General features: G+C 66.4%; 13 protein-coding genes. 4 read left to right on the top strand and 9 right to left on the bottom strand.

The window, feature by feature from the left end:
- Positions 1–62: 62 nt before the first annotated feature.
- The 8 genes from ACQKQA_RS08330 to ACQKQA_RS08295 all read right to left on the bottom strand — a co-directional run bounded on the left by ACQKQA_RS08330 (position 63) and on the right by ACQKQA_RS08295 (position 9,367).
- A complete protein-coding gene (locus tag ACQKQA_RS08330) occupies positions 63–347 on the bottom strand; it encodes a pyrimidine/purine nucleoside phosphorylase (protein ID WP_427555399.1) in 285 nt (94 codons plus the stop codon).
- A gap of 81 nt (positions 348–428) precedes the next feature.
- On the bottom strand, positions 429–971 hold the full coding sequence (locus ACQKQA_RS08325; RefSeq protein WP_427555397.1) for an exonuclease domain-containing protein: 543 nt from the start codon (positions 969–971) through the stop codon (positions 429–431).
- A 69-nt stretch (positions 972–1,040) separates the two neighbouring features.
- Positions 1,041–3,002 carry an acetyl/propionyl/methylcrotonyl-CoA carboxylase subunit alpha gene (locus ACQKQA_RS08320; protein WP_427555395.1) on the bottom strand — a complete coding sequence of 654 codons (1,962 nt, stop codon included), beginning with the start codon at positions 3,000–3,002 and terminating at the stop codon, positions 1,041–1,043.
- A 51-nt stretch (positions 3,003–3,053) separates the two neighbouring features.
- Complete coding sequence (locus ACQKQA_RS08315) at positions 3,054–3,851, bottom strand: enoyl-CoA hydratase/isomerase family protein (protein ID WP_427555393.1); 798 nt, start codon at positions 3,849–3,851, stop codon at positions 3,054–3,056.
- Positions 3,848–5,005 (bottom strand): citronellyl-CoA dehydrogenase, encoded by a 1,158-nt coding sequence (gene atuD / locus ACQKQA_RS08310; RefSeq protein ID WP_427555390.1) that lies wholly within the window; start codon positions 5,003–5,005, stop codon positions 3,848–3,850. Before atuD ends, ACQKQA_RS08315 begins: the two co-directional genes overlap by 4 nt.
- 54 nt (positions 5,006–5,059) lie before the next feature.
- Entirely contained in the window at positions 5,060–6,676 is a 1,617-nt protein-coding gene (gene atuC / locus ACQKQA_RS08305; RefSeq protein WP_427555388.1) for a geranyl-CoA carboxylase subunit beta, read from the bottom strand.
- 3 nt (positions 6,677–6,679) lie between these two features.
- On the bottom strand, positions 6,680–7,564 hold the full coding sequence (locus ACQKQA_RS08300; RefSeq protein ID WP_427555385.1) for an SDR family oxidoreductase: 885 nt from the start codon (positions 7,562–7,564) through the stop codon (positions 6,680–6,682).
- Between the two features lie 12 nt (positions 7,565–7,576).
- On the bottom strand, positions 7,577–9,367 hold the full coding sequence (locus tag ACQKQA_RS08295; protein ID WP_427555383.1) for an acyclic terpene utilization AtuA family protein: 1,791 nt from the start codon (positions 9,365–9,367) through the stop codon (positions 7,577–7,579).
- Between the two features lie 211 nt (positions 9,368–9,578).
- On the opposite strand from ACQKQA_RS08295, the gene ACQKQA_RS08290 reads away from it, so the two are divergent.
- From ACQKQA_RS08290 to ACQKQA_RS08280, 3 genes are all read left to right on the top strand, one after another.
- The gene (locus ACQKQA_RS08290; protein ID WP_427555381.1) at positions 9,579–10,202 is read left to right on the top strand and encodes a TetR/AcrR family transcriptional regulator; all 624 of its coding nucleotides are present in this window, start codon (positions 9,579–9,581) and stop codon (positions 10,200–10,202) included.
- A 108-nt stretch (positions 10,203–10,310) separates the two neighbouring features.
- Positions 10,311–11,102, top strand: a complete 792-nt coding sequence (locus ACQKQA_RS08285) for a substrate-binding periplasmic protein (RefSeq protein ID WP_427555378.1) — start codon at positions 10,311–10,313, stop codon at positions 11,100–11,102.
- Between the two features lie 89 nt (positions 11,103–11,191).
- Positions 11,192–11,602 (top strand): pyoverdine biosynthesis protein, encoded by a 411-nt coding sequence (locus ACQKQA_RS08280; RefSeq protein WP_427555376.1) that lies wholly within the window; start codon positions 11,192–11,194, stop codon positions 11,600–11,602.
- A gap of 52 nt (positions 11,603–11,654) precedes the next feature.
- Here ACQKQA_RS08280 and ACQKQA_RS08275 read toward each other — a convergent pair whose 3' ends face one another.
- Positions 11,655–12,203, bottom strand: a complete 549-nt coding sequence (locus ACQKQA_RS08275) for an RNA polymerase factor sigma-70 (RefSeq protein WP_427555374.1) — start codon at positions 12,201–12,203, stop codon at positions 11,655–11,657.
- Between the two features lie 376 nt (positions 12,204–12,579).
- Here ACQKQA_RS08275 and ACQKQA_RS08270 point away from each other — a divergent pair, with 376 nt between their 5' ends.
- Positions 12,580–25,611, top strand: coding sequence for a non-ribosomal peptide synthetase (locus tag ACQKQA_RS08270; RefSeq protein WP_427555371.1), 13,032 nt, complete (start codon positions 12,580–12,582; stop codon positions 25,609–25,611).
- The last annotated feature ends 51 nt before the right edge of the window (positions 25,612–25,662 follow it).

Here is a 25,662-nt window from a genome sequence, read left to right as displayed (position 1 = left end):
AAAATGCCCGTATCGCGAGATACGGGCATTTTTTGTTGCCGGTCAGCCGTTCCCCGGAGGGATCAGCCGCGGTATTCGCACAGGTAGGCGGTGTCGACGGCGACCTTGAGCTGGAACTTGCTGTTGGCCGGTACGTTGAACTGGCTGCCGGCGGCAAAGGTTTCCCACTCGCTGCTGCCCGGCAGCTTGACGGTCAGGGCGCCGGACACCACGTGCATGATTTCCCGTTGTGCAGTGCCGAACTCGTATTCGCCCGGAGCCATGACGCCGATGGTGGCTGGACCTTCGGCCGTGCCGAAGGCAATCGACTTGACGGTGCCGTCGAAGTACTCGTTGACTTTAAACATGGGCGATTCCTCAAAAAGGGGTCAAAAAGGCCGGCCAGTATGCACAAGGCCTTCGGGGGCGTCACCTGTTGCGCTCAAGGATCAGCCAGGAAGAATCAGCGGCAATAAACGCGCTGTATTGCGGGCATCTTCCAGGGCGCGATGCTGCTGGCCGCTGAACTGCAGCCCGGCCAGTTGCAGCGCGCCGTTCAGGCCCAGCGGGCGCTCGAGGCGGCGCGCCTTGGCGAAGCGTTGCTTGAGGTTCATGTGCGGCAACTGGGCGAGGACGCTGTGCAGTTGAGAGCGTTGCCACTCTTGCAGCAGCTGCTTGCGGTCATAGTCGCCCCAGCTGGCCCAGCCTTCCAGGCGCCCATGATGCTGGCCCAGCCAGCGTTCGAACAGCGGCCAGACCTCGCTCAACGGCTGGGCGCCGTCGATCTGGGCCTGGGTGATGTGGGTCAGTTCACGGCAGAAGGGGGTCAGCATCGGCCGCCGCAGCGGCCGCACGAAGCGCTGGAAATGATCCATTTCACGCCCTTCGCGGTTGACCAGGGTGGCGCCGATCTCGATGATTTCCATGTCGGTCACCGGCCAGCCTCCTTCATCCGTGGTGGCTTCCAGATCAATTACCAACCAGTGGGGCATTACAGGCTCCAGCGTCAACGTCCCGATAAGGCTTGAGGGTAGCCAAACCCGGCGTATCCGCCTAGCGGCTTATTCCACCTCCAGCAGCACCTGGCGGTTTTTCACCTGGTCGCCGAGGTCGACCTGCAGCCGCGTGATCACACCATCGATCCCGGCCTTCAGCGGATGCTCCATTTTCATGGCCTCCAGGACCAGCAGCAGTTGCCCCTTGCTGACCGTCGCGCCCTCGCTGACCAGCACGTCGACGATGGCCCCGTCCATAGGTGCCCTGAGCGTGCCGCTGTGGGCACTGGCCTGGCTGGCGATCGGGGCGTGGGTCAGGTCCTGCAGATGCAGGCTGCCGGGCCGGGTGAAGAGCCAGAGCTGCCCGGCTTCCAGGGTATAGGCGTAGCGGCGGCGGATGCCGTCGATGGCGGCCGAGGCCCAACGGCCGTCGGCGTCCAGCAGCTGCACCTCGAAGCATTCGTCGGCGTGTCGAATCCGCAGCGTTCCGGCTTCCTGGTGATTCAGCTCAAGATTCCAGGCGGTTTCCGGGCAACCCAGGCGATAGCTCAGCGGCACGCTGGCGTTGTTGCGCCAGCCGGCCAGCGCCGCGCCATGGGGTTGGGCCGCATGGTGATAGAACAGCGCCGCGGCCAGGGCCAGTTCGCTGCCGCTGGGTGGTTGCGGGCTCAAGCTGGAGTCGTCGGCGAAATGTTCGGCGATAAAGGCGGTGCTGAATTCACCGCTGACAAAACCGGGATGGCGCAGCAGGTTCGCCAACAGCTTCTGGTTGCTCGCCACCCCCGTCAGTACCGAGTCCTCGACCGCCCGCAACAGCTTGCGCCGCGCTTCTTCGCGGGTGGCGCCATGGGCGATCAGCTTGCCCAGCATCGGGTCGTAGAACGGGCTGACGTCCTGGCCCTCCAGCAGGCCGTGATCGATGCGCACGTCGGGGCCCAGCGCCGGTTCCCAGCGTCGTACCTGCCCGGTTTGCGGCAGGAAGCCCTGCGCCGGGTCCTCGGCATACAGGCGCATTTCGATGGCATGCCCCTTGAGTTCCACCTGGTCCTGGCGCAGGGGCAGCGGCTGCCCGGCGGCCACCTGCAGTTGCAGGGCCACCAGGTCCAGCCCGGTGATCATTTCGGTGACCGGGTGTTCGACCTGCAGCCGGGTGTTCATTTCCAGAAAATAGAAGCGGCCCCGGGTATCGAGCAGAAACTCCACGGTACCGGCCCCGACATAATTCACCGCCCGGCACGCCTTGAGCGCCGCCTCGCCCATGGCCTGGCGCAGCTCGGCGGTCAGCACCGGGCAGGGCGCTTCCTCGACCACTTTCTGATGCCGGCGCTGGATCGAACAGTCGCGCTCGCCCAGGTAGATCAGCCGCCCGTGGTGGTCGCCGAACACCTGGATTTCCACATGCCGCGGTTCGAGCAGCGCCTGCTCCAGGATCAACTCGTCGCTGCCAAAGGCGTGCAGGGCCTCCGAGCGGGCGGTGCGCACCTGGGCCAGCAGTTCATCGGCCCCTTGCACCAGGCGCATGCCGCGGCCGCCGCCACCGGCGCTGGCCTTGATCATCAGCGGGTAGCCGATGCGTTCGGCCTCCCGTTGCAGGGTGGCGTCGTCCTGTTCCGCGCCCTGATAGCCGGCGATGCAGGGTACGCCCGCGGCGAGCATCGCCAGCTTGGACAGGCGCTTGCTGCCCATCAGTTCGATGGCCTCGGCGCCGGGACCGATAAAGGTGATGCCGGCGGCCGCGCAGGCGCTGGCGAATTCGGCGTTCTCCGACAGAAAGCCGTAGCCGGGATGCAAGGCATCGGCGCCGGTGCGCCGGGCCGCGTCGAGAATCGCCGGGATATTCAAATAGGACTGCTGCACCGCCGCCGGGCCGATACGTACCGCCTCGTCGGCCATCCGCACATGCAGCGCCTCGGCGTCGGCATCGCTGAACACCGCCACGGTGCGATAACCCAGGGCTTGGGCGGTGCGCTGGATGCGGCAGGCGATTTCACCGCGGTTGGCGATCAGGATCTTGTTGAAGGCGGGCATGGGGCAGGTTCCTGAAGTCGGTGGTGGCTTGGCGGATTTATCGCGAGCAATTCATGACGCCCACGCCGGTTTGCGTTTCTGCACGAAGGCCATGGTGCCTTCGATGCCTTCCGCGCCCGTGACGGCGGCGCTGAACTGCTCCGCGGCGCGGTCGAGCAAGGGTGCCAGCGGTTCCTCGGTGCTGGCCAGCAACAGCGCCTTGGTCGCGGCATTGGCCTCGGGGGCGCAGCACAGCACATGGGCCAGCACTTCATCCAGGCGTTCGGCCAGGGCCTGCGGGCTGTCTTCGACAAAGTGCACCAGGCCCAGGCGCTCGGCTTCAATGCCATCGAAACGCGCGGCGGTCAGCGCCAGCCGGCGGGTCTGGGTCAGGCCGATACGCTTGACCACGAACGGGGCGATTTGCGCCGGCAGCAGACCGAGGCTGGTTTCCGGCAGGCCGAACTGCGCCTGATGGTCGGCCATGGCGATATCGCTGACGCAGGCCAGGCCGAAGCCACCGCCCAGCACCGCGCCTTGCAACACCGCGATCAGCACCTGCGGAATGTGCTGGGCCTCTTCCAGCAGGCTGCCAAAGGCCCGGTTCAGTTCACGGTAGGCGCTGGCGCCCTGGGCGCGGGCATTGGCCATGTCCTTCAGGTCGCCGCCGGCGCAGAAGTGCCCGCCGGCACCGCTCAGGACCAGGGCGCGAATGCTGCGGTCATCGCGCACCGCCGCCAGCACCGCGCGCAGTTCGGCAACCATCTGCAGGCTCATGGCATTGCGGCTGTCCGGGCGGTCGAGGGTGATGTGCAGGACGCCGCCGCGGGGCGCCAGCAACAGGGTTTCGCAGGCGGGCAAGCGGCTCATTTGCGTTTCCCCGGCAGGATGCCCATGAGTTTGCAGATGATACCCAGCATGATTTCGTCGGCGCCGCCGCCGATCGACACCAGGCGCACGTCGCGGTAGGCGCGGGCCACCGGGTTGTCCCACATGAAGCCCATACCGCCCCAGTATTGCAGGCAGCTGTCGCTGACTTCGCGGCCCAGGCGCCCGGCCTTGAGCTTGGCCATGGACGCCAGGCGGGTGACGTCCTGGCCCCGCACGTACTGCTCGGTGGCCTGGTACACCAGGGCCCGCAGGCATTCGATTTCGGTCGACAGCTCCGCCAGGCGGAAGTGGATCACCTGGTTGTCGATCAGTGCGCTGCCGAAGGTCTGGCGCTCCTTGCAGTAGTCGATGGTGCTGTCGACGCAGTACTCCAGGCCCTTGATCATGTTGGCCGCGCCGAACAGCCGCTCTTCCTGGAACTGCAGCATCTGCATCATGAAGCCGGCGCCTTCGTGGCCGATGCGATAGCGCTGGGGCACGCGCACATTGTCGAAAAACACCTGGGCGGTTTCCGAGCTGCGCATGCCGAGCTTGTCCAGGTGCGGGCTGAGGCTGACGCCGGGGCTGTGCATCGGCACCATGATCAGCGACTTGTTGACGTGGGGCTTGTCGTCCGAGGTGTTGGCCAGCAGGCAGATGAAGTCGGCGCTGGGGGAGTTGGTGATCCACATCTTGCTGCCGTTGATCACATAGTCGTCGCCGTCCTTGCGCGCCGTGGTCTTGAGCCCGGCCACGTCCGAGCCGGCACCGACTTCGGAGACGCCGATGCAGCCGACCATTTCCCCACTGATGGCCGGGCGCAGGAATTCTTCGCGCAGCTCGTCGGAGCCGAAGCGCGCCAGGGCCGGGGTGCACATGTCGGTCTGCACGCCGATGGACATCGGGATGCCGCCGCAATGAATGGTGCCGAACTCTTCGGCGGCGACTATCGAATAGCTGTAGTCCAGGCCCATGCCGCCGAACTGTTCCGGCTTGGAGATGCCCAGCAGGCCCAGCGCGCCGGCCTTGCGGAAGATCTCGTGGATCGGAAAACGACCGGCCCTTTCCCATTCCTCGACATGGGGGTTGATCTCGCGCTCGACGAAGTTGCGCACCGTGCGCCGCAGTTCTTCATGTTCCTGGGTGAAGATCATTTTTATCGTTCTCCTCAAGTTGAGTGACGCAATCCCTGAACCCTGTTGCCCCTGTCAGAACCGCGCGACGCCGAAGCTGTTGGGGTGTAGCTGACGCACTTGCGCCTCGTGGCAGATATCCAGCAGATAGCCGAGCAGGGTCCGGGTATCCCGGGGGTCGATCAGGCCGTCGTCCCACAGGTTGGCGCTGCCGTACAAGGCCGTGGACTGGCTGTCGAGTTTCTGCGCGGTGACCTGTTCCAGCATATCCAGCATCTGCGGGTCGGCGGCCTGGCCCTGCTTGGCATGCTTGGCTTCGGTGACGATGCGCAGCACCTTGCCGGCCTGGGCGCCGCCCATTACCGCGGTACGGCTGTTGGGCCAGGCGAAGATGAAGCGCGGGTCCAGGCCGCGGCCGCACATGGCGTAGTTGCCGGCACCGTAGGAACCGCCGACCACGATCGTCAGCTTTGGCACCCGGGCATTGGCCACCGCCTGGATCAGCTTGGAACCGTGCTTGATCACGCCTTGCTGTTCCGACTCGGTGCCGACCATGAAGCCGGTGGTGTTGTGGAAAAACAGCAGCGGCGTGTCGCTCTGGTCGCACAACTGAATGAACTGCGCCGCCTTGCTCGCGCCTTGCGGGGTGATCGGCCCGTTGTTGCCGATAAAGCCGCAGGGGCGCCCCTGGATCTGTAGGTGGCCGCACAGGGTCTGTTGATCGAACTCGCCCTTGAATTCGAGGAAGTTCGAGCCGTCGGCAATGCGCGCGACGATTTCCCGGGCGTCATAGGGCTTTTTCGGATCGTCGGGGATCAACCCCAACAGCTCGTCGATGGGGTACAGCGGCTCCGCATAAGGGCGGGGCGGCTGCAGCGGCAGCCGGGCATTCCACGGCAGGGCGGCGACAATCTCACGCACGATCCGCACGCCGTCAGCGTCGTTTTCCGCCAGGTACTCGGCGGTCCCGGCCACCTGGGCATGCATTTCGGCGCCGCCCAGTTCCTCGTCGGTGGCCACCTCGCCGGTGGCGGCCTTGAGCAGCGGCGGCCCGGCGAGAAACAGCTTGGCCTTGCCGCGCACCACCACCACGTAGTCCGACAACCCCGGCTGGTAGGCCCCGCCGGCGGTGGCCGAGCCGTGCACCACGGTGATCTGTGGCAGGCCCATGGCCGACATGCGCGCCTGGTTGGCGAAGCTGCGCGCGCCTTCGACGAAGATCTCCGCCGCGTAATTGAGGTTGGCGCCGCCGCTTTCGGCCAGGGTCACCACCGGCAGTTTGTTTTCCATGGCGATCTGCTGCAGGCGCAGGGACTTCTTCAGGCCGCTGGGGGAAATGGTGCCGCCCTTGATCGCGCTGTTGTTGGCCACCACCAGCACCCGCACGCCGCAGACATAGCCGATGCCGGCGATCAGCCCGCCGCCGGCTTGGCTGCCGTCTTTGTCGTCGTGCAGCTTGTAGCCGGCCAGGCCCGCCAGTTCGAGGAAGGGCGCGCCGGGGTCCAGCAGCAAGTTGAGGCGTTCGCGGGGCAGCAGTTGCCCACGCTTGTCGAATTTGGCCTTGGCCTCGGCGGCCTTGGCCAGCAGGTTCTGCTCCAGTTGGCGGACCTGTGCCAGGCCCGCGAGCAGGGCTTCGCGGTTCTGCAGGAATTGCGGGCTGTGCGGATCGAGCTGGGAGTGGAGGACTGGCATGTTTTACTCCCCGTCCTTGAGTGAGTCGGCCTTGAGCACATCCGGCAGGTAGGCGCGGTGGAAGCCGTTGTAGGACTGGCTGTGGGCCGCCTTGTGCAGCGGCCAGGCGCGGTTGCCGAGGCTGGCGGCGCCGTCGATGCGCAGGGTGCTGCCGCTGATGAAGGCCGCCGCCGGGCTGAGCAGGAAGACGATGGCGGCGCTGACCTCCGATTCGGTGCCGATACGCTTGAGCGGCACATGTTCGCGCAGGGTCGGGATCACCGCCTTGAACGCGCCTTCGTAGGTGTCCATGCCGCTGGAGGCGATCCAGCCCGGCGCCACGGCATTGACCCGCACCCCGGCGTGGCCCCATTCGAAGGCGGCGGTCTTGGTGAAATTGTCCATCCCCGAACGGGCGGCGCCGGAGTGGCCCATGCCGGGCATGCCGCCCCACATGTCGGCAAGCATGTTGACGATGCTGCCGCCGTGCTTGCTCATGGACTGGTTGAAGACTTCCCGGGCCATGAGAAAACCGCCCACCAGGTTGGTGCGCAGCACGGTCTCGAACCCTTTCTGATTGATCGAGGCCAGGGGCGCCGGGTACTGCCCGCCGGCGTTGTTGACCAGGCCGTGCAGCGGTCCGTGCTCGCGGATCAGCTCGCCGACCAGGGCCTTGACCGCCTCCTCGTCGCGGATATCGCAGGCATGCCCGCTGGCCCGGCCGCCGTCTTCGGCGATCTCGGCAGCGACCTTCTCAAGCTTGTCCGCCTTGCGCCCCACCAGCAGCACATGGGCGCCGAGGGCTGCCAGTTCATGGGCGGTGCAACGCCCGATGCCGCTGCCGCCGCCGGTGACAATGATGGTCTGGCCGGCGAACAGGTCGGGTTTGAAAATCGAGTCATAAGCCACGGCAGTCATCCTTCAGTTAACGGCATCAAAGATGCTCTGCGGCACCGGGATCTGGATTTCCAGCAATTGCTGGGCGAAGGCCTTGCCTTGCGGGTCGATGCGCAGGCTGGCGACGCCGCCGCCACCGAGGGCGTTTTCCAGCAGGAAATTCAGGCTGTGGCTGCCGGGCAGGTACCAGCGCGCGACCCGGCCGTGCACCGGGTCCAGCACGTGGCTCATCCAGTCCACCACGACCTCGGGAGTCAGGGCCTCGGCGATCCACGGCAGGTACTCGGGAGCCCGGGCCATGACCCCGATATTGCTGTGGTTGCCCTTGTCGCCGGAGCGCGCCACCGCCAGCTTGACCAGAGGGACGCTGGCATCGGCGCGACCGGTGGGCCTGGGCACGGCATGGGGGGCGGGCAGGGCGTTGGAGTCGAGGCGGTCGAGTTCGGGCAGTTCGACCCGGTGGCGCTGGCCGGCCAGCTCGACGTCCAGGGTGCAGGCGTTCTTGTCGATCAGGAACGAAAACAGGCGGATCAGCGGATACACCGTGGGCCGGCCGCCAACAATGCCGGTCAGCCCCGGGGCCATGCCGGTGGCGGCCTGGGCGATCTCTCGGGAAAACAGCAGCAGCGCGCGTTTGTCCGGATGGCGCACGGCGAGCTTGATCACCACTTCGCGGCTGTCCTGGCGCTGACCGTGGGGGCCGTAGGTGGCTTCGCTGCCGAGCAGCTCGATATTGACTTCGCTGTAGGGCGCCCAGCCGCGCTGGCCGAACATTTCCGCGGTCTTGTCGATGATCGCCTGGCTGACCCGGCGCGCCTTGGCCACGGCGTCGATGCCGGCGATCAGGCAGCTTGCCGTACAGCGGAAACCGTCCGGATAGGTGGCGCTGACCTTGTACTGGCCGGTGGGCGGCAGGCCCTTGGCGCCGTGCACGCTGACCGCGTGCTTGCCCTGTTGGTGCAGCTTGACCTGGCTGAAGTCGCAGACCACGTCCGGCAGCAGGTAGGCCCGCGGGTCGCCGATCTCGTAGAGCAGCTGTTCGCCGACGGTCAGCGGTGTCACCAGCCCGCCCGAACCTTCGGGCTTGCTGACCACGAACTGGCCGTCGGCGCCGACCTCGACTATGGGAAAGCCGATGTGTTCGTAGTCCGGCACGTCGCGCCAGTCGGTGAAGTTGCCGCCGGTGCACTGGGCGCCGCATTCGATGATATGCCCGGCGAGGGCGGCCTGGGCCAGCTTGTCGTAGTCGTGCCAGGACCAGCCGAATTCATGCACCAGCGCGGCGCTGACCACCGCGCTGTCGACCCCGCGGCCGGTGATGACGATGTCCGCGTCCAGCTTCAGGGCTTCGACTATCCCCGGCGCGCCGAGGTAGGCGTTGGTGGACACGCACAGGGGCGGCAGCGGCGCCCCGGTGAACATTTCATGAATGCCGGCGCCGCTCAGTTGTTTGAATTGCGGTTGCAGGTCGTCGCCCAGCAGCACGGCGATTTTCAAGGGCACCCCGGCCTGGTCGCAGGCCACTTGCAGGGCCGCGGCGCAGGCCTGTGGATTGACCCCGCCGGCGTTGCTGATGACCCGGATGCCCTGCCGCGCGATCTCGCCCAGCAGCGGGCCCAGCACCTCGACGAAATCCGTGGCGTAGCCGGCGTTGGGGTCCTTCATCCGGACGCCGGCCATGATCGACAGGGTGATCTCGGCCAGGTAGTCGAACACCAGGTAATCCAGGCGGCCGCCTTGCACCAGCTGCGCGGCGGCGCTCGAGGTGTCGCCCCAGAAGGCGCTGGCACAGCCGATGCGGAGGGTCTTGGTCATGACGGGGCTCTTTGTGGAAGACACGTTATTAAAGACAGGCCGAAAGCACTGCGGGCGAGACTACCAAGCAAGCGCTTGGTTTGTAAACGCCGGAAATATCTTATTCCCAAGCGCTTGCTTGGTCGCCCCCGCGGGCTTAAATTGCGCGCGCAACCTCCCTGTTTCAGCGGGCTGCGCCGCATAACGATCGAGCGAATGTAGGAGAGAAGCCGTGGATGAGCATAAAGCTCTGCTGGTGATGCGCCAGCTGGTCGCCAACGGACAACTGACCGATCCGGACAGTGCCCGCGGCAAGCTGCTGCAAACCGCGGCCCACCTGTTTCGCAATAAAGGCTACGAGCGCACCACGGTGCGCGACCTGGCCGGGGCGGTGGGCATCCAGTCCGGCAGCATCTTTCATCACTTCAAGAGCAAGGACGACATCCTGCGCGCGGTGATGGAGGAAACCATCCACTACAACACCGCCCTGATGCGTGCCGAGCTGGCGGAAGCGAGCAACGTGCGCGAGCGGGTGCTGGCGCTGATCCGCTGCGAGCTGCAGTCGATCATGGGCGGCAGCGGCGAGGCCATGGCGGTGCTGGTCTACGAGTGGCGTTCGTTGTCGGCCGAGGGTCAGGCCGATGTCCTGGCGCTGCGCGACATCTATGAGCAGATCTGGTTGCAGGTGCTGGGCGAGGCCAAGCAGGCCGGTTTCATCAAGGGCGATGTCTTCATTACCCGGCGTTTCCTCACCGGAGCCCTGTCCTGGACCACCACCTGGTTCCGCGCCGACGGCAGCCTGACCCTCGAGCAACTGGCCGAGGAGGCCCTGACCCTGATCCTCAAGGATCGCTGAGGGCCTGGCGCCAGCAATTAATTATCCGGGGCAAAGTTGTCGAAGCGGGCGAAACGGCCTAGCTTGAATGAGTGCCCTGTCTTTTTTCTCTTGAGGTGAGTGCTCTTGATGTCTTCGCCAATGCGGACGGCTTTACGAATTCTATTGTGGGTTGCAGCCAGCCTGACGGTGCTTCCGGTCAGCGCCGCGCAGCTGGTGCGGGTGGGCGCGGCGCATTTTCCGCCTTATACCGTGCGTCCCGAGCAGGGCGCCGACACCGGGTTGCTGCCGCAATTGGTGGAGGCCTTGAACGGCCTGCAAAGCGACTATCAGTTCGTGCTGGTGCCTACCTCCATTCCCCGGCGTTTCCGCGACTTCGAGCAAGGCCGCGTCGACATGGCGATTTTCGAGAATCCAGCCTGGGGCTGGCAGGACATTCCCCACACCAGCGTCGACATGGGCCTGGAAGATGCCGAGATCTTCGTCGCCCAGCGCGAGTCCGGCCGCGACCAGCAGTATTTCGCTGACCTCAAGGGCAAGCGCCTGGCCCTGTTCAGCGGTTATCACTACGAGTTCGCCAACTTCAATGCCGACCCCAAGTACCTGGCCGACACCTACAACGCGACCCTGACTTATTCCCATGACAGCAACCTGCTGATGGTGCTGCGCGGGCGGGCTGACATCGCGCTGATCACCCGTTCCTACTTCAGCGATTACCTCGCGCGCAATACCGACACGGCGCAGCAGTTGTACGCCTCGGACCGGATCGACCAGGTCTACCACCACTACGCGCTGATTCGTCCGAATGCGCCGATCACGGGCGATGCCTTCGCCCAGCTGTTGGGGCGCCTGCGTAACAGCGGTGAATTGCTGAAGATCTTCGATCCCTACCGCATCGTGGTCATGCCTCCGGCCAAATGACCCCAGCGGCCGGCTCGTCCGTGCCGGCCTAAATTTCTCTGCGCGGCTCACGTCACTTGGTTGAACCCCGATGACGCTGAGCCCGTGCCATGTCCTCTCTCGATTCACTGTCCGTTGCGGCCATTGCCGATACCTGCCGTTGCGCTGCCGATGCGGGCTCGCAAGCGCTGTGGCTGGGCGGCGGGAAAACCCTTGTCAGCGATTGCGCGCCCCCGCCGGGCGGCCAGGTGCAGGCCTTGCGTGGGCAGGCAGGGCAGGGGGACGAGTGGATGGCCGGCTGGTTGTCGGCGCTGGTGCATTCGCTGGGTTTCGACCCCGGGCTGGACGAGCCGGAGGCGGGCGATCGGCGACTGGACCCTCAGGAGCGTTGCCGGCATTGCCAGCGGCCTTTCGATTTTTCCCACAAGCGCGCGGCCTTGCTGATTCTGGCGCAGGGCCGTGGGGGCGAACGGCGTCAGGCGCTGGGGGAGGTCGGGTGCGAGCGGGCCTGTTCGCGGTAGCGCCGGGTGTGGGGTGGCTATCGCGAGCAGGGGCGGGGCGTGCAGCGGGGGATCAGTGGCGGGCGTAGCTGTCGGTGCGGTTGCCCGAGACCTTGCGGCAATGCACCAGCGCATCGCGGATCATGAAGTTCACCAGGGTCGGCGAGACCCCGAGCTCCTTGGCGATGTCCTTTTGCGGCACGCCGTGCAGGCGATACATCTCGAAGGCGTAGCGGGTGCGGCTCGGCAGCTCCGTCAGCGCATCGGCGATGTGTTCCAGGGTCGAGAAATTGATGTGCGCGGTTTCCGGCGACGCACCCTGCACGACCACATTCAAACCCTCTTCTTCAGGGCCCGAATACTTCTGTTCCAGCGCCTGCTTGCGGTAGTGGTCGATCGCCAGGTTGCGCACGATCTGGAACAGGTAGCTCAACTGCGCCTTGAACGACGACGTGATCTGCGGCGCCGATTGCAGCCGGAAGAACGCGTCTTGCACTACGTCTTCGGCGCGGGAGCGGCAGCCGGTAATACGCGCCGCGATCTTGACCAGGATCAGGCGGTTATCGACAAAAGCCTGGAGTAGCGGTGAATCGCACCTGCTTGTGGATACTGGTTCCGTCATGGAAATCACCTTGCTGCCAAATGGGTAGTAGTCCGACTGAAAAATCAGATTCGTCCTACGCAACGAGCGACAAATTATGTTGAATGATAATGATTGTCAATTGAGAAAGAGAATTAATGAACCCCTTTGGTGCAGAGTGAGAACTGCGGCTCGTTGTCGCAGCGCGTGACGGTGTTTCAGAGCAGAGTGCGGACTAATTATTTCAAGACGTCATCCGTTCTCATTGGAGAAAGGTTCCCGGGTGGAAAACCTCGCCACAACCCTCTCCAGATGCCTCGTACCGAGGGCAGGGGCCTTTATTTTTCAAAGGTTTATGTAACGGTCACGGCCTTGGCCCACGACTCTACGTGCAAGCACAATCCGCGCAGGAAACCCCATGATGGACGCGTTCGAACTCCCCAGCACTCTGGCTCAAGCCCTTCAACGCCGGGCGGCTCAGACCCCCGATCAAGTGGCCTTGCGCTTTCTTGCCGAAGAGCAGGATCAGAGCGTGGTCCTCAGTTATCGCGACCTCGACCTGCGGGCCCGGACCATCGCCGCGGCCCTGCAGGCCAATGCCGGGTTGGGGGATCGCGCGGTGCTGCTGTTTCCCAGCGGCCCGGACTATGTGGCGGCGTTTTTCGCCTGCCTGTACGCCGGGGTCATTGCGGTGCCGGCCTATCCGCCGGAGTCGAGCCGGCGCCATCACCAGGAGCGGCTGGTCTCGATCATCGCCGACGCCGAGCCGCGGCTGCTGCTGACCAGCAGCGGGCTGCGCGATTCCCTGGCGCAGATGGACGAGCTGCAAGGCGCCGACGCGCCGCAGTTGCTCTGCGTGGACAGCCTGGAGGCAAGCCTGGCCGACGCCTGGACCGCCATTGAGCTGCAAGGCGACGACATCGCCTTCCTGCAGTACACCTCCGGTTCCACCGCCTTGCCCAAGGGCGTGCAGGTCAGCCACGGCAACCTGGTGGCCAACGAGGTGCTGATCCGCCGCGGCTTCGGCATCGACCTCAACCCCGACGACGTGATCGTCAGCTGGCTGCCGCTGTACCACGACATGGGTCTGATCGGCGGTCTGTTGCAACCGATCTTCAGCGGCGTGCCCTGCGTATTGATGTCGCCGGCCTACTTCCTCGGCCGGCCGTTGCGCTGGCTGGAGGCGATCAGCGAATACGGCGGCACCATCAGCGGCGGCCCGGACTTCGCCTACCGCCTGTGCAGCGAGCGGGTCAGCGAATCGGCCCTGGAGCGCCTCGACCTGAGCCGCTGGCGCGTGGCCTATTCCGGGTCCGAGCCGATCCGCCTGGACACCCTGGAGCGCTTCGCCGAGAAGTTCGCCGCCTGCGGTTTCACCCCGAATAATTTCTTTGCCTCGTATGGCTTGGCTGAAGCCACCCTGTTCGTCGCCGGCGGCACCCGCGGCCAGGGCATCCCGGCCCTGCGCCTGGACGAGCAGGCCCTGGCGCAGAACCGCGCCGAGCCGGGCAACGGCAATGCCATGATGAGTTGCGGCAGCAGCCAGCCCGAGCATGGGGTGCTGATCGTCGAGCCCAATACCCTGGTCGAGCTTGCGGACAATCAGGTGGGTGAAGTCTGGGCCTGCGGCCCGAGCATCGCCCATGGCTACTGGCGCAACCCCGAGGCCACGGCCAAGACCTTCGTCCAGCACGCCGGCCAGACCTGGTTGCGCACCGGCGACCTAGGCTTCCTGCGCGACGGCGAGCTGTTCATCACCGGCCGCTTGAAAGACATGCTGATCGTGCGCGGGCACAACCTTTATCCACAGGACATCGAGCAGACCATCGAGCGTGAGGTCGAGGTGGTGCGCAAGGGCCGGGTCGCGGCGTTCGCCGTCACCGACCAGGGCCAGGAAGGCATCGGCATCGCCGCGGAAATCAGCCGCAGCGTGCAGAAGATCCTCGCGCCCGAGGCGCTGATCAAGCTGATCCGCCAGACCGTGGCCGAGGCCTACCAGGAAGCGCCGAGCGTGGTGGTCCTGCTCAACCCCGGCGCCTTGCCCAAGACGTCCAGCGGCAAGCTGCAGCGCTCGGCCTGCCGCAACCGCCTGGCTGATGGCAGCCTCGACAGCTACGCCCAGTTCTTTGATAGCAAGCTCCCCGACCGCCAGGCTGCCAGCGGCGAGGCAAGCCGCGAAGCCACCAGCGAACTGCAAGGCCTGATCGGCCGTATCTGGCGCGAGCAACTGCAGGTCGAGCAGGTGGCGAGCGACGATCACTTCTTCCTCCTGGGCGGCAACTCCATCGCGGCGACCCAGGTCGTCGCACGCCTGCGGGAAGAACTCGGCCTGGAACTGAACCTGCGCCTACTGTTCGAGGCGCCGACCCTCGGCGCCTTTGCCGCCCAGGTGGCGCAACTGCAACAGGACGGCGGCCTGGCCCAGGGCGCCATCAACAGTTTGTCGCGCAGCGAGGCACTGCCCCAGTCCCTGGCGCAGAACCGTCTGTGGATCACCTGGCAGCTCGACCCGCAGAGCAGCGCCTACAACATTCCCGGCGGCCTGCGCCTGCGCGGCGAGCTGGACGAAGACGCCCTGCGCGCCAGCTTCCAGCAACTGATCGAACGCCATGAATCCCTGCGCACGCGCTTTTTCGAGCGCGACGGCCAGGCGCTGCAACAGGTGCTGCCGGCCGGCCAATTCGACCTGCAAGTGATCGACCTCAGCGACCTGCCGGCGGCCGAGCGCGAGGCGCGGGCGCAACAGATCCGCGAGGACGAAGCGCGTACCCAGTTCGACCTGGAGAAGGGCCCGTTGCTGTGGGTGACCCTGGTGCGTCTGGACGATGAGGAGCACCAACTGCTGGTGACCCTGCACCACATCATTGCCGACGGCTGGTCGCTGAATGTGCTGATCGACGAGTTCTCGCGCCTGTATGCCGCCGCCTCCCAAGGCCAGGCGGCGAACCTGGCGCCGCTGCCGTTGCAGTACGCCGACTACGGCAGCTGGCAGCGCCAGTGGCTGGCCGAGGGCGAAGGCGAACGGCAACTGGCCTACTGGAAAAGCCAGCTGGGCGAGGAACATCCGAGCCTGAGCCTGGCCACCGATCACCCGCGTTCGGCCCAGCAGCAACACAGCGCCGCGCGCCACAGCCTGCGCCTGGGGGCGAGCCTGAGCGAGGCCATTCGCCAGACCGCCCAGGCCCATGAATCCACACCCTTCATGCTGTTGCTCACAGCCTTCCAGAGCCTGCTGCACCGCTACAGCGGCCAGCGCGATATCCGCATCGGCGTGCCCAACGCCAACCGTCCGCGCCTGGAAACCCAGGGCCTGATCGGCTTCTTTATCAACACCCTGGTGCTGCGCGCCGAGGTGGATGGTCGCCAGCCGTTCGTCGAGCTGTTGGCCCAGACCCGGCAGGCCGCGCTGGAGGCCCAGGCCCACCAGGACCTGCCGTTCGAGCAACTGCTCGAAGCCTTCCCCCAGGCTCGCGAACAGGGCCTGTTCCAGGTCATGTTCAACCACCAGCAACGCGACCTCAGCGCCCTGCGTCGCCTGCCCGGGCTGCTGGCCGAAGAGCTGCCGTGGCACAGTCGTGAAGCCAAGTTCGACCTGCAACTGCACAGCGAAGAAGACCGCAACGGCCGCCTGAGCCTGTCGTTTGACTACGCCAGCGAGCTGTTCGAGGTCGCGACCATCGAGCGCCTGGCCGAGCATTTCGTCAGCCTGCTGCGCGAAGCCTGCGAGCGTCCGCAGACGGCTATCGCCGATCTGCCGTTGCTCAACCCTTGCGAACAGGCGCAGCAGCAACAGTGGAGCGAAGCGCCGTGCGCAGTGGCCAGCCAATGGCTGCCGGAGTGGCTGGAGCGCCAGGCGCAACTGACCCCGGAGCGCACCGCGCTAGTGTGGGAGGGCGGCGAGCTGAGCTTCGCTGCACTGCATGCCCAGGCCAATCGCCTGGCCCATTACCTGCGGGACAAGGGCGTCGGCCCGGACGTATGCGTGGCCATCGCCGCCGAGCGTTCGCCGCAGCTGCTGATCGGCCTGCTGGCCATCGTCAAGGCCGGTGGCGCCTATGTGCCGCTGGACCCGGACTACCCGGCCGAACGCCTGGCCTACATGCTGGCCGACAGCGGGGTCGAGCTGCTGCTGACTCAGACCGCTCTGCTGGAGCGCCTGCCCCAGGCCGAGGGCGTCAGCGCCATCGCCATGGACGGCCTCAAGCTCGACAACTGGCCGAGCCACGCGCCGGGCCTGCACCTGCACGGCGACAACTTGGCCTATGTGATCTACACCTCGGGCTCCACCGGCCAGCCCAAGGGCGTGGGCAATACCCACGCGGCCCTGAGCGAGCGCTTACAGTGGATGCAGGACACCTACCGCCTGGACGCCAGCGACGTGCTGATGCAGAAGGCGCCGATCAGCTTCGACGTGTCGGTGTGGGAGTGCTTCTGGCCGCTGATCACCGGTTGCCGACTGGTACTGGCCGCGCCGGGCGAACACCGCGACCCGCACCGCATCGCCCAACTGGTGCAGCACTACGGCGTGACCACGCTGCACTTCGTGCCGCCGCTGTTGCAGTTGTTCGTCGACGAGCCGCTGGCCGCCGAGTGCGTCAGCCTGCGCCGGGTGTTCTCCGGTGGCGAGGCCTTGCCGGCCGAGCTGCGCGACCGGTTGCTGGAGCAGTTGCCGGATACCCAACTGCACAACCGCTATGGCCCCACCGAGACCGCGATCAACGTCACCCACTGGCAGTGCCGGGTCACCGATGGCGAGCGTTCGCCCATCGGCCGTCCGCTGGGCAACGTGATCTGCCGGGTGCTGGATGCCGACCTCAACCCGGTGCCGGCCGGCGTGCCGGGCGAGCTGTGCATTTCCGGGAGCGGCCTGGCCCGGGGTTACCTCGGGCGTCCGGGGCTGAGCGCCGAGCGTTTTGTGGTCGACCCGCTGAGCACCGAGGGTGCACGGCTGTACCGCACCGGTGACCGTGTGCGCTGGGGCGCCGATGGCGCCCTGGAATACCTCGGACGCCTCGATCAGCAGATCAAGCTGCGCGGCTTTCGCGTCGAGCCCCAGGAAATCGAAGCGCGCCTGCTGGCCCAGGCCGGCGTGGCCCAGGCCGCGGTGCTGGTGCGCGAGACCGCGGCCGGCGCGCAGTTGATCGGCTATTACACGGCTATCACTGCCGATGAAGATGAGGACGCCCAGAGCGCGCGCCTGAAAACCGCCCTGGCTACCGAGTTGCCGGAATACATGGTGCCCGCGCAACTGCTGCGCCTGGACGCCATGCCCCTGAGTCCGAGCGGCAAGCTCGACCGCCGCGCCTTGCCCGAGCCGCAATGGCAGGTACGCGAACACGTTGAACCGAATACCGAACTCGAACAGCAGATCGCCGCCATCTGGCGCGAAGTGCTGGGCCAGCAGCGGATTGGCCTGCGCGACGACTTCTTCGCCCTGGGCGGCCACTCGCTGCTGGCCACCCAGATCATTTCCCGCACCCGCCAGGCCTGCGACGTCGAGTTGCCGTTGCGGGTGTTGTTCGAGGCCAGCGAGCTGGGCGACTTCGCTGAACAAGTACGCCTGATCCAGGAATCCGGCCAGCGCAATAAACAGCTGCCGATCGCCAAGGTCGACCGCAGCCAACCGGTGCCGCTGTCGTATTCCCAGCAGCGCATGTGGTTCCTCTGGCAGATGGAGCCGGACAGCCCGGCCTACAACGTCGGCGGCATGGCGCGTTTTACCGGGGTGCTGGATGTTGGGCGTTTCGAGGCGGCGCTGCAGGCGCTGATCCTGCGCCACGAAACCCTGCGTACCACTTTCCCTAGCGTCGACGGCGTGGCCCGGCAACAGGTGCATGCTGAAACCGGTGTGCGCATGGCCTGGAAAGATTTTTCCAAGCTGGATGCGGCGAGCCGCGAGCAACGCCTGCAACAACTGGCCGACAGCGAAGCGCACCAGCCGTTCGACCTGGAAACCGGCCCGCTGCTGCGCGCCTGCCTGGTCAAGGCCGGCGAGCAGGAGCACTACTTCGTCCTGACCCTGCACCACATCGTCACCGAAGGCTGGGCGATGGACATCTTCGCCCGCGAGTTGAGCGCCTTGTACGAAGCCTTTATCGACGACCGCGATTCGCCGCTGGAACCGCTGCCGGTGCAGTACCTGGACTACAGCGTCTGGCAACGGCAGTGGCTGGAGTCCGGCGAGCGTCAGCGCCAGCTGGATTACTGGACCGCGCAACTGGGCCACGAACATCCGCTGCTGGAACTGCCCAGCGACCGTCCGCGGCCGCCGGTGCAAAGCCACCAGGGCGAGCTGTACCGCTTCGACCTGAGCGACGAGCTGGCGGCCCGAGTGCGCCGCTTCAACGCCGACAACGGCCTGACCCTGTTCATGACCATGACCGCCACCCTGGCGGCGCTGCTCTACCGCTACAGCGGCCAGACCGACCTGCGCATCGGCGCGCCGGTGGCCAACCGCATCCGCCCGGAAAGCGAAGGGCTGATCGGCGCCTTCCTCAATACCCAGGTGCTGCGCTGCCGGCTCGATGGGCAAATGAGCGTCGGTGAACTGTTCGAGCAGGTGCGGCATACCGTGATCGAGGGCCAGTCCCACCAGGACCTGCCGTTCGACCACCTGGTGGAAGCCCTGCAACCCCCGCGCAGCGCCGCCTACAACCCGCTGTTCCAGGTGATGTGCAACGTCCAGCGTTGGGAATTCCAACAGAGCCGCAACTTGGCCGGCATGACCGTGGAATACCTGGCCAACGACGCTCGGGCCACCAAGTTCGACCTCAACCTGGAAGTCACCGACCTCGACCATCGCCTGGGTTGCTGCCTGACCTACAGCACCGACCTGTTCGACGAACCGCGCATCGCCCGGATGGCGGCGCACTGGCGCAACCTGCTGGAGGCGCTGATCGCCGACCCCGAGCAATGCCTGAGTGAATTGCCGCTGCTCGACAGCACCGAGCAACAGCAACTGCTGGACAGCCTGGGCGTCGAGCCCGGCGAGCACCGCCTCGACCAATGCATCCATCACCTGTTCGGCGAGCAGGCGCTGCTGCGCCCGGATGCCCCGGCCCTGACCTTCGCCGGGCAGACCCTGAGCTACGCCGAACTCGACGGCCGCGCCAACCGCCTGGCCTGGATGCTCCGCGAGCGCGGGGTCGGCCCGCAGGTGCGGGTCGGCCTGGCCCTGGAGCGTTCGCTGGAAATGGTCGTCGGCCTGCTGGCGATCCTCAAGGCCGGCGGCGCCTATGTGCCGCTGGACCCGGAATACCCGCTAGACCGCTTGCACTACATGATCGAAGACAGCGGTATCGGCCTGCTGCTCAGCGACGCGGCGATGTTCGACGCCCTGGGTGAGTTGCCGGTGAACGTGGCGCGCTGGTGCCTGGAGGAAGACGGCGCGCGACTGGCCGATTACCCGGCCAGCGAGTTGCCCTTTATCAGCCTGCCGCAACACCAGGCGTACCTGATCTACACCTCCGGTTCCACCGGCAAGCCCAAGGGCGTGGTGGTGTCCCACGGCGAGATCGCCATGCACTGCCGCGCGGTGATCGAGCGCTTCGGCATGCGCCCGGACGACTGCGAGCTGCACTTCTATTCCATCAACTTCGACGCCGCCACCGAGCGCCTGCTGGTGCCGCTGCTCAGCGGCGCCCAGGTGGTGCTGCGCGCCCAGGGGCAGTGGGATGCGCAAGAGATCTGCCAGCTGATCCGCGACCATCGCATCAACATCCTCGGCTTCACCCCGAGCTACGGCAGCCAGTTGGCGCAGTGGCTGGCGACCCAGGGCCAGACCCTGCCGGTGCGCATGTGCATCACCGGCGGCGAGGCCCTGACCGGCGAGCACCTGAGCCGCATCCGCGCGGCCTTCCAGCCGAGCCTGTTCTTCAACGCCTACGGCCCCACCGAAACCGTGGTCATGCCCCTGGCCAGCCTGGCGCCGCAGCAACTGGAAGAGGGCGCCGGCAGCGTGCCGATCGGCACCGTGATCGGCGACCGCGTGGCTTACATTCTCGACGCCGATCTGGCCCTGCTGCCCCAAGGCGCCACTGGCGAGCTGTATGTCGGCGGGGCCGGCCTGGCCCAGGGTTACCACCAGCGTCCGGGCATGAGCGCCGAACGTTTCGTCGCCGACCCGTTCGCCGCCAACGGCGGGCGCCTGTATCGCACCGGCGACCTGGTGCGCCAGTGCGCCGACGGCCAGGTGGAATACATCGGCCGGGTCGACCATCAGGTGAAGATCCGCGGCTTCCGTATCGAGCTGGGGGAAATCGAAAACCGCCTGCTGGAGCACGAGTCCGTGCGCGAAGCGGTGGTGCTGGCTTTGGACATGCCGGGCGGCAAGCAACTGGCCGGCTACCTGGTGACCGATATCGCCGAGCAGGACGACGAGGCCCAGGCGGCGCTGCGCGAAGCGCTCAAGGCCCAGCTGAAAGTCCACCTGCCGGACTACATGGTGCCGACCCACCTGATCCTGCTGGCGAGCATGCCGCTGACCGCCAACGGCAAGCTCGACCGCCGTGCGCTGCCGGCTCCGGACCTGGAACTCAACCGCCAGCACTACGTGGCGCCGAGTAACGAGCTGGAACAGACCCTGGCGCAGATCTGGTGTGACGTGCTGAACCTGTCGCAGGTCGGCCTGCACGACAACTTCTTCGAGCTGGGCGGCGACTCGATCCTGTCGATCCAGGTGGTCAGCCGCGCCCGCCAGCTGGGCATTCACTTCAGCCCGCGGGACCTGTTCCAGCACCAGACCGTGCAGACCCTGGCCGCGGTGGCCAGCCGCAGCGAGCAGGTTGTCGCCGAGCAGGGCCTGCTCAGTGGCGAGTCGGGGCTGACGCCAATCCAGTACTGGTTCTTCGACAGCCCGATCCCCGAGCGTCAGCACTGGAACCAGGCGCTGCTGCTGGCGCCGACCCAGGCGCTCGATGCGCAGTTGCTGGAGCAGGCGCTGCAAGCGCTGCTGGCCCAGCACGACGCCCTGCGCCTGCGCTTCACCGAGGTCGCCGGGCAATGGCGCGCCGAGCACCAGCCGCTGGCCGAGGCGCCGTTGTTGGCGCAGATGCGCGTGGATTCGCTGGAGCAATGCACCCCCCTGTTCGCCAAGGCCCAGCGCAGCCTGGACCTGGCCAACGGGCCATTGTTGCGCGCGCTGCTGGTGGACGTTGCGGACGGCCAGCAACGGCTGTTTATCGCCATTCACCACCTGGTGGTCGACGGTGTGTCCTGGCGCGTGCTGCTGGAAGATGTGCAGAACGTCTACCGCCAGCTGGAAGCTCAGCAAACGCCGCGCCTGCCGGCGAAAACCAGCGCCTTGCGCGATTGGGCGTCCCGCCTGCAGGCCTATGCCGGCAGCGAGTCGCTGCGCGAAGAGTTGAGCTGGTGGCAGGACCAATTGGCCGGCCCGACGGCGGCGCTGCCGGTGCAGCACGCCGATGGCGGGCAGCAGAACAAACATGCCCGCAGCGTCAGCGTGAAGCTCGATGCCGAGCGTACCCGGCAGTTGCTGCAACAGGCGCCGAGCGCCTACCGCACCCAGGTCAACGACCTGCTGTTGACCGCCCTGGCCCGCGTGCTGTGCCGCTGGACCGGCGAGGCTTCGGCGTTGATCCAGCTGGAAGGCCATGGCCGCGAAACCCTGTTCGACGAGATCGATCTGACCCGCACCGTGGGCTGGTTCACCAGCGCCTACCCGCTGCGCCTGACGCCGGTGGCGATCGAAGAGGCGGCCGGGCAGGGCGCCTCGATCAAGGCGATCAAGGAGCAACTGCGGGCCGTGCCGCATAAAGGTCTCGGTTATGGCGTGCTGCGCTACCTGGCCGACGACCTGGGCCGGCAGACCATGGCGGCCTTGCCGCAAGCGCCGGTCACCTTCAACTACCTGGGCCAGTTCGACCAGAGCTTTGCCAGCGACGCGCTGTTCCGGCCGCTGGACGAGCCGCTGGGCGCCGCCCATTCGCCCGAGGCGCCGCTGCCCAACGAACTGAGCGTCGACAGCCAGGTCTATGCCGGCGAGCTGGTGTTGCGCTGGACTTTCAGCGGCGAGCGTTTCGAGGCGCAGACCATCGATGAGCTGGCCCAGGCCTACCTCGGCGAGCTGCACAGCCTGATCGCCCATTGCCTCAAGGACGAGGCCGGCGGCCTGACGCCGTCGGACTTCCCCCTGGCGCGTCTGACCCAGGCCCAGCTGGATGCGCTGCCGGTGCCGGCCAGCGCCATCGAGGATGTGTACCCGCTGACCCCGATGCAGGAAGGCATGCTGCTGCACACCCTGCTGGAACCGGGCACCGGCCTGTACTACATGCAGGACCGCTACCGCATCAACAGCGAGCTGGACCCCGAGCGTTTCGCCCAGGCCTGGCAAGCGGTGGTGGCCCGTCACGAAGCCCTGCGCGCGTCCTTCTGCTGGAACGTCGGCGAAGACATGCTGCAAGTTATCCACAAGCCGGGCAGCACGCCGGTCGAGTACCTGGACTGGAGCGCGGTGGCCGAGGCCGAGCAGGAACCGAAGTTGCAAGCGCTGCTGAAAAGCGAGCGCGAGGCCGGCTTCGATCTGCTCGAGCAGGCGCCGTTCCACCTGCGGCTGATCCGCGTGGGCGCCGCGCGCTACTGGTTCATGATGAGCAACCACCACATCCTGATCGATGCCTGGTGCCGTTCGCTGCTGATGAACGACTTCTTCGAGATCTACACCGCCCTCGGTGAGGGGCGCGAAGCCACCTTGGCCGTGCCGACCCGCTACCGCGACTACATCGGCTGGCTGCAACGCCAGAGCCTGGTCGAGGCGCGGCAGTGGTGGAAAGACAACCTGCGGGGCTTCGAGCGTACGACGCCGATTCCGAGCGACCGGCCGTTCCTGCGCGAACACGCCGGCGACAGCGGCGGCATGGTGGTCGGCGACTGCTACACCCGGCTCGATGCCCGCGACGGCGCGCAACTGCGTGAGCTGGCGCAGCAGCACCAGCTGACCATCAACACCTTCGCCCAGGCGGCCTGGGCCCTGGTCCTGCGGCGCCTGAGCGGCGACCGCGACGTGCTGTTCGGGGTCACCGTGGCCGGGCGTCCGGTGGAGATGCCGCAGATGCAGCGCACCGTCGGCCTGTTCATCAACAGCATCGCGCTGCGGGTGAAGCTGCCGGAAGACGGCCAGTCTTGCAGCGTGCGCCAGTGGCTCAGCGGCTTGCTGGACAGCAACATGCAGCTGCGCGAGTACGAGTACCTGCCGCTGGTGGCGATCCAGGAAAACAGTGAGCTGCCCAAGGGCCAGCCGCTGTTCGACAGCCTGTTCGTGTTCGAGAACGCGCCGGTGGAAGTCTCGGTGCTGGACCGTGCGCAAAGCCTGAACGCCACCTCGGATTCCGGCCGTACCCACACCAACTTCCCGATCACCGCGGTGTGCTACCCGGGGGACGACCTGGGGCTGCACCTGTCCTACGACCAGCGTTACTTCGAGCGCGAGACCATCGAACGCATGCTCGGCGAGTTCAAGCGCCTGCTGCTGGCGCTGGTGCAGGGCTTCCATGGCGACATGGCCGAGCTGCCACTGCTGGGCGAAGAAGAGCAGGACTTCCTGCTCGCCGGCTGCAACCAGAGCGAGCATGAGTACCCGCTGCAGCACAGCTACGTCGAGCTGTTCGAGGCGCAGGTGGCGGCCCATCCGCAACGCATCGCCGCCAGTTGCCAGGACCTGCAATATAGCTACGCCGAGCTGAACCAGCGCGGCAACCGCCTGGGCCATGCGCTGATCGCCAACGGCGTCGGCCTGGACCAGCCGGTGGCGCTGCTGGCCGAGCGCAGCCTGGACCTGCTGGGCATGATCGTCGGCAGCTTCAAGGCCGGCGCCGGCTACCTGCCGCTGGACCCGGGCCTGCCGAGCCAGCGCCTGGGCAGCATTATCGCCTTGAGCCGCACGCCGTTGCTGGTGTGTACCCAGGCCTGCCGCGAACAGGCGCAAGCCTTGCTCGACGAGTTCGCCTGCGCCAACCGGCCACGCCTGCTGGTGTGGGAAGACGTGCAAGCGGCCGGGCATTCGCAAGACAACCCAGGCATTTACAGCGGCCCGGACAACCTGGCCTATGTGATCTACACCTCGGGCTCCACCGGCCTGCCGAAAGGCGTGATGGTCGAGCAGCGCGGCATGCTCAACAACCAACTGAGCAAAGTGCCGTACCTGCAATTGAGCGAGGCCGACGTGATCGCCCAGACCGCTTCGCAGAGCTTCGACATTTCGGTCTGGCAGTTCCTCGCCGCGCCGCTGTTCGGCGCGCGGGTGGACATAGTGCCGAACGCCATCGCCCATGACCCGCAAGGTTTGCTGGACCACGTGCAGGCCCAGGGCATCACGGTGCTGGAGAGCGTGCCGTCGCTGATCCAGGGCATGCTCGCCCAGGACGCCGTCAGTCTCGACGGCCTGCGCTGGATGCTGCCGACCGGCGAGGCGATGCCGCCGGAGCTGGCGCACCAGTGGCTGCTGCGTTATCCGCAGATCGGCCTGGTCAATGCCTACGGTCCGGCCGAGTGTTCCGACGACGTGGCCTTCTACCGGGTGGACATGGCCTCGACCCGCGGCAGTTACCTGCCGATCGGTACGCCGACCGACAACAACCGCCTGTACCTGCTGGACGGCGCGCTGGAGCTGGTGCCCCTGGGCGCGGTGGGCGAGCTGTGCGTCGCCGGCACCGGGGTCGGCCGCGGTTATGTCAGCGATCCGCTGCGCACCGCGCCGGTGTTCGTGCCCAACCCGTTCGGTGCGCCGGGCGAACGCCTGTATCGCACCGGCGACCTGGCCCGACGTCGTGCCGATGGTGTGCTGGAGTATGTCGGCCGCGTCGACCATCAGGTGAAGATCCGCGGCTACCGCATCGAGCTGGGGGAAATCGAAGCGCGCCTGCACGAACAACCGGAAGTCCGCGACGCGGCGGTCGGGGTGCAGGAAGGGGTCAACGGCAAGCACCTGGTGGGCTATCTGGTGGCCAGCGATTCGGCCCTGAACCCGAGCGAACGCCTGGAGCGCATCAAGCAGCGCCTGCGGGCCGAGTTGCCGGAATACATGGTGCCGCTGCACTGGTTGTGGCTGGAGCGCCTGCCGCTCAACGCCAACGGCAAGCTCGATCGCAAGGCCCTGCCGGCCCTGGAGATCGGCCAGTTGCAGAGCACCGACTACCTGGCGCCGCGCAGCGAGCTGGAACAGACCCTGGCCGACATCTGGGCCGAGGTGCTCAAGGTCGAACGGGTCGGCGTGCGCGACAACTTCTTCGAGCTGGGCGGGCATTCGCTGCTGGCCACGCAGATCGCCTCGCGGGTGCAGAAAACCCTGCAACGCAACGTGCCGCTGCGAGCGATGTTCGAGTGCAGCACGGTGGAGGAGTTGGCGCACTACATCGACGGGCTGGCGGGCAGTGAAATCAATGAGGAGAAGGTCGATCGGCTGAGCGACTTGATGGCGGAGCTGGAGGGGCTGTAAAACCGGGTCTTTGGCAAGCAAGCCCGCTTCTACCTGTAGGAGCGAGCTTGC

It is taken from the genome of Pseudomonas sp. NPDC089530, assembly GCF_050280705.1.
Classification (GTDB): domain Bacteria; phylum Pseudomonadota; class Gammaproteobacteria; order Pseudomonadales; family Pseudomonadaceae; genus Aquipseudomonas.
Note: the sequence above shows the minus strand (reverse complement) of the source record. Positions and strands in the feature narration are given on the sequence as shown.

Excerpts from the sequence above, each read along its gene's own strand:
- ACQKQA_RS08285 (WP_427555378.1), top strand. The coding sequence starts at position 10,311 with ATGTCTTCGCCAATGCGGACGGCTTTACGAATTCTATTGTGGGTTGCA.
- atuC (WP_427555388.1), bottom strand. The coding sequence starts at position 6,676 with ATGCCAGTCCTCCACTCCCAGCTCGATCCGCACAGCCCGCAATTCCTG.
- ACQKQA_RS08325 (WP_427555397.1), bottom strand. The coding sequence starts at position 971 with ATGCCCCACTGGTTGGTAATTGATCTGGAAGCCACCACGGATGAAGGA.
- ACQKQA_RS08270 (WP_427555371.1), top strand. The coding sequence starts at position 12,580 with ATGATGGACGCGTTCGAACTCCCCAGCACTCTGGCTCAAGCCCTTCAA.
- ACQKQA_RS08275 (WP_427555374.1), bottom strand. The coding sequence starts at position 12,203 with ATGACGGAACCAGTATCCACAAGCAGGTGCGATTCACCGCTACTCCAG.
- ACQKQA_RS08315 (WP_427555393.1), bottom strand. The coding sequence starts at position 3,851 with ATGAGCCGCTTGCCCGCCTGCGAAACCCTGTTGCTGGCGCCCCGCGGC.
- ACQKQA_RS08330 (WP_427555399.1), bottom strand. The coding sequence starts at position 347 with ATGTTTAAAGTCAACGAGTACTTCGACGGCACCGTCAAGTCGATTGCC.
- ACQKQA_RS08295 (WP_427555383.1), bottom strand. The coding sequence starts at position 9,367 with ATGACCAAGACCCTCCGCATCGGCTGTGCCAGCGCCTTCTGGGGCGAC.
- atuD (WP_427555390.1), bottom strand. The coding sequence starts at position 5,005 with ATGATCTTCACCCAGGAACATGAAGAACTGCGGCGCACGGTGCGCAAC.
- ACQKQA_RS08280 (WP_427555376.1), top strand. The coding sequence starts at position 11,192 with ATGTCCTCTCTCGATTCACTGTCCGTTGCGGCCATTGCCGATACCTGC.
- ACQKQA_RS08320 (WP_427555395.1), bottom strand. The coding sequence starts at position 3,002 with ATGCCCGCCTTCAACAAGATCCTGATCGCCAACCGCGGTGAAATCGCC.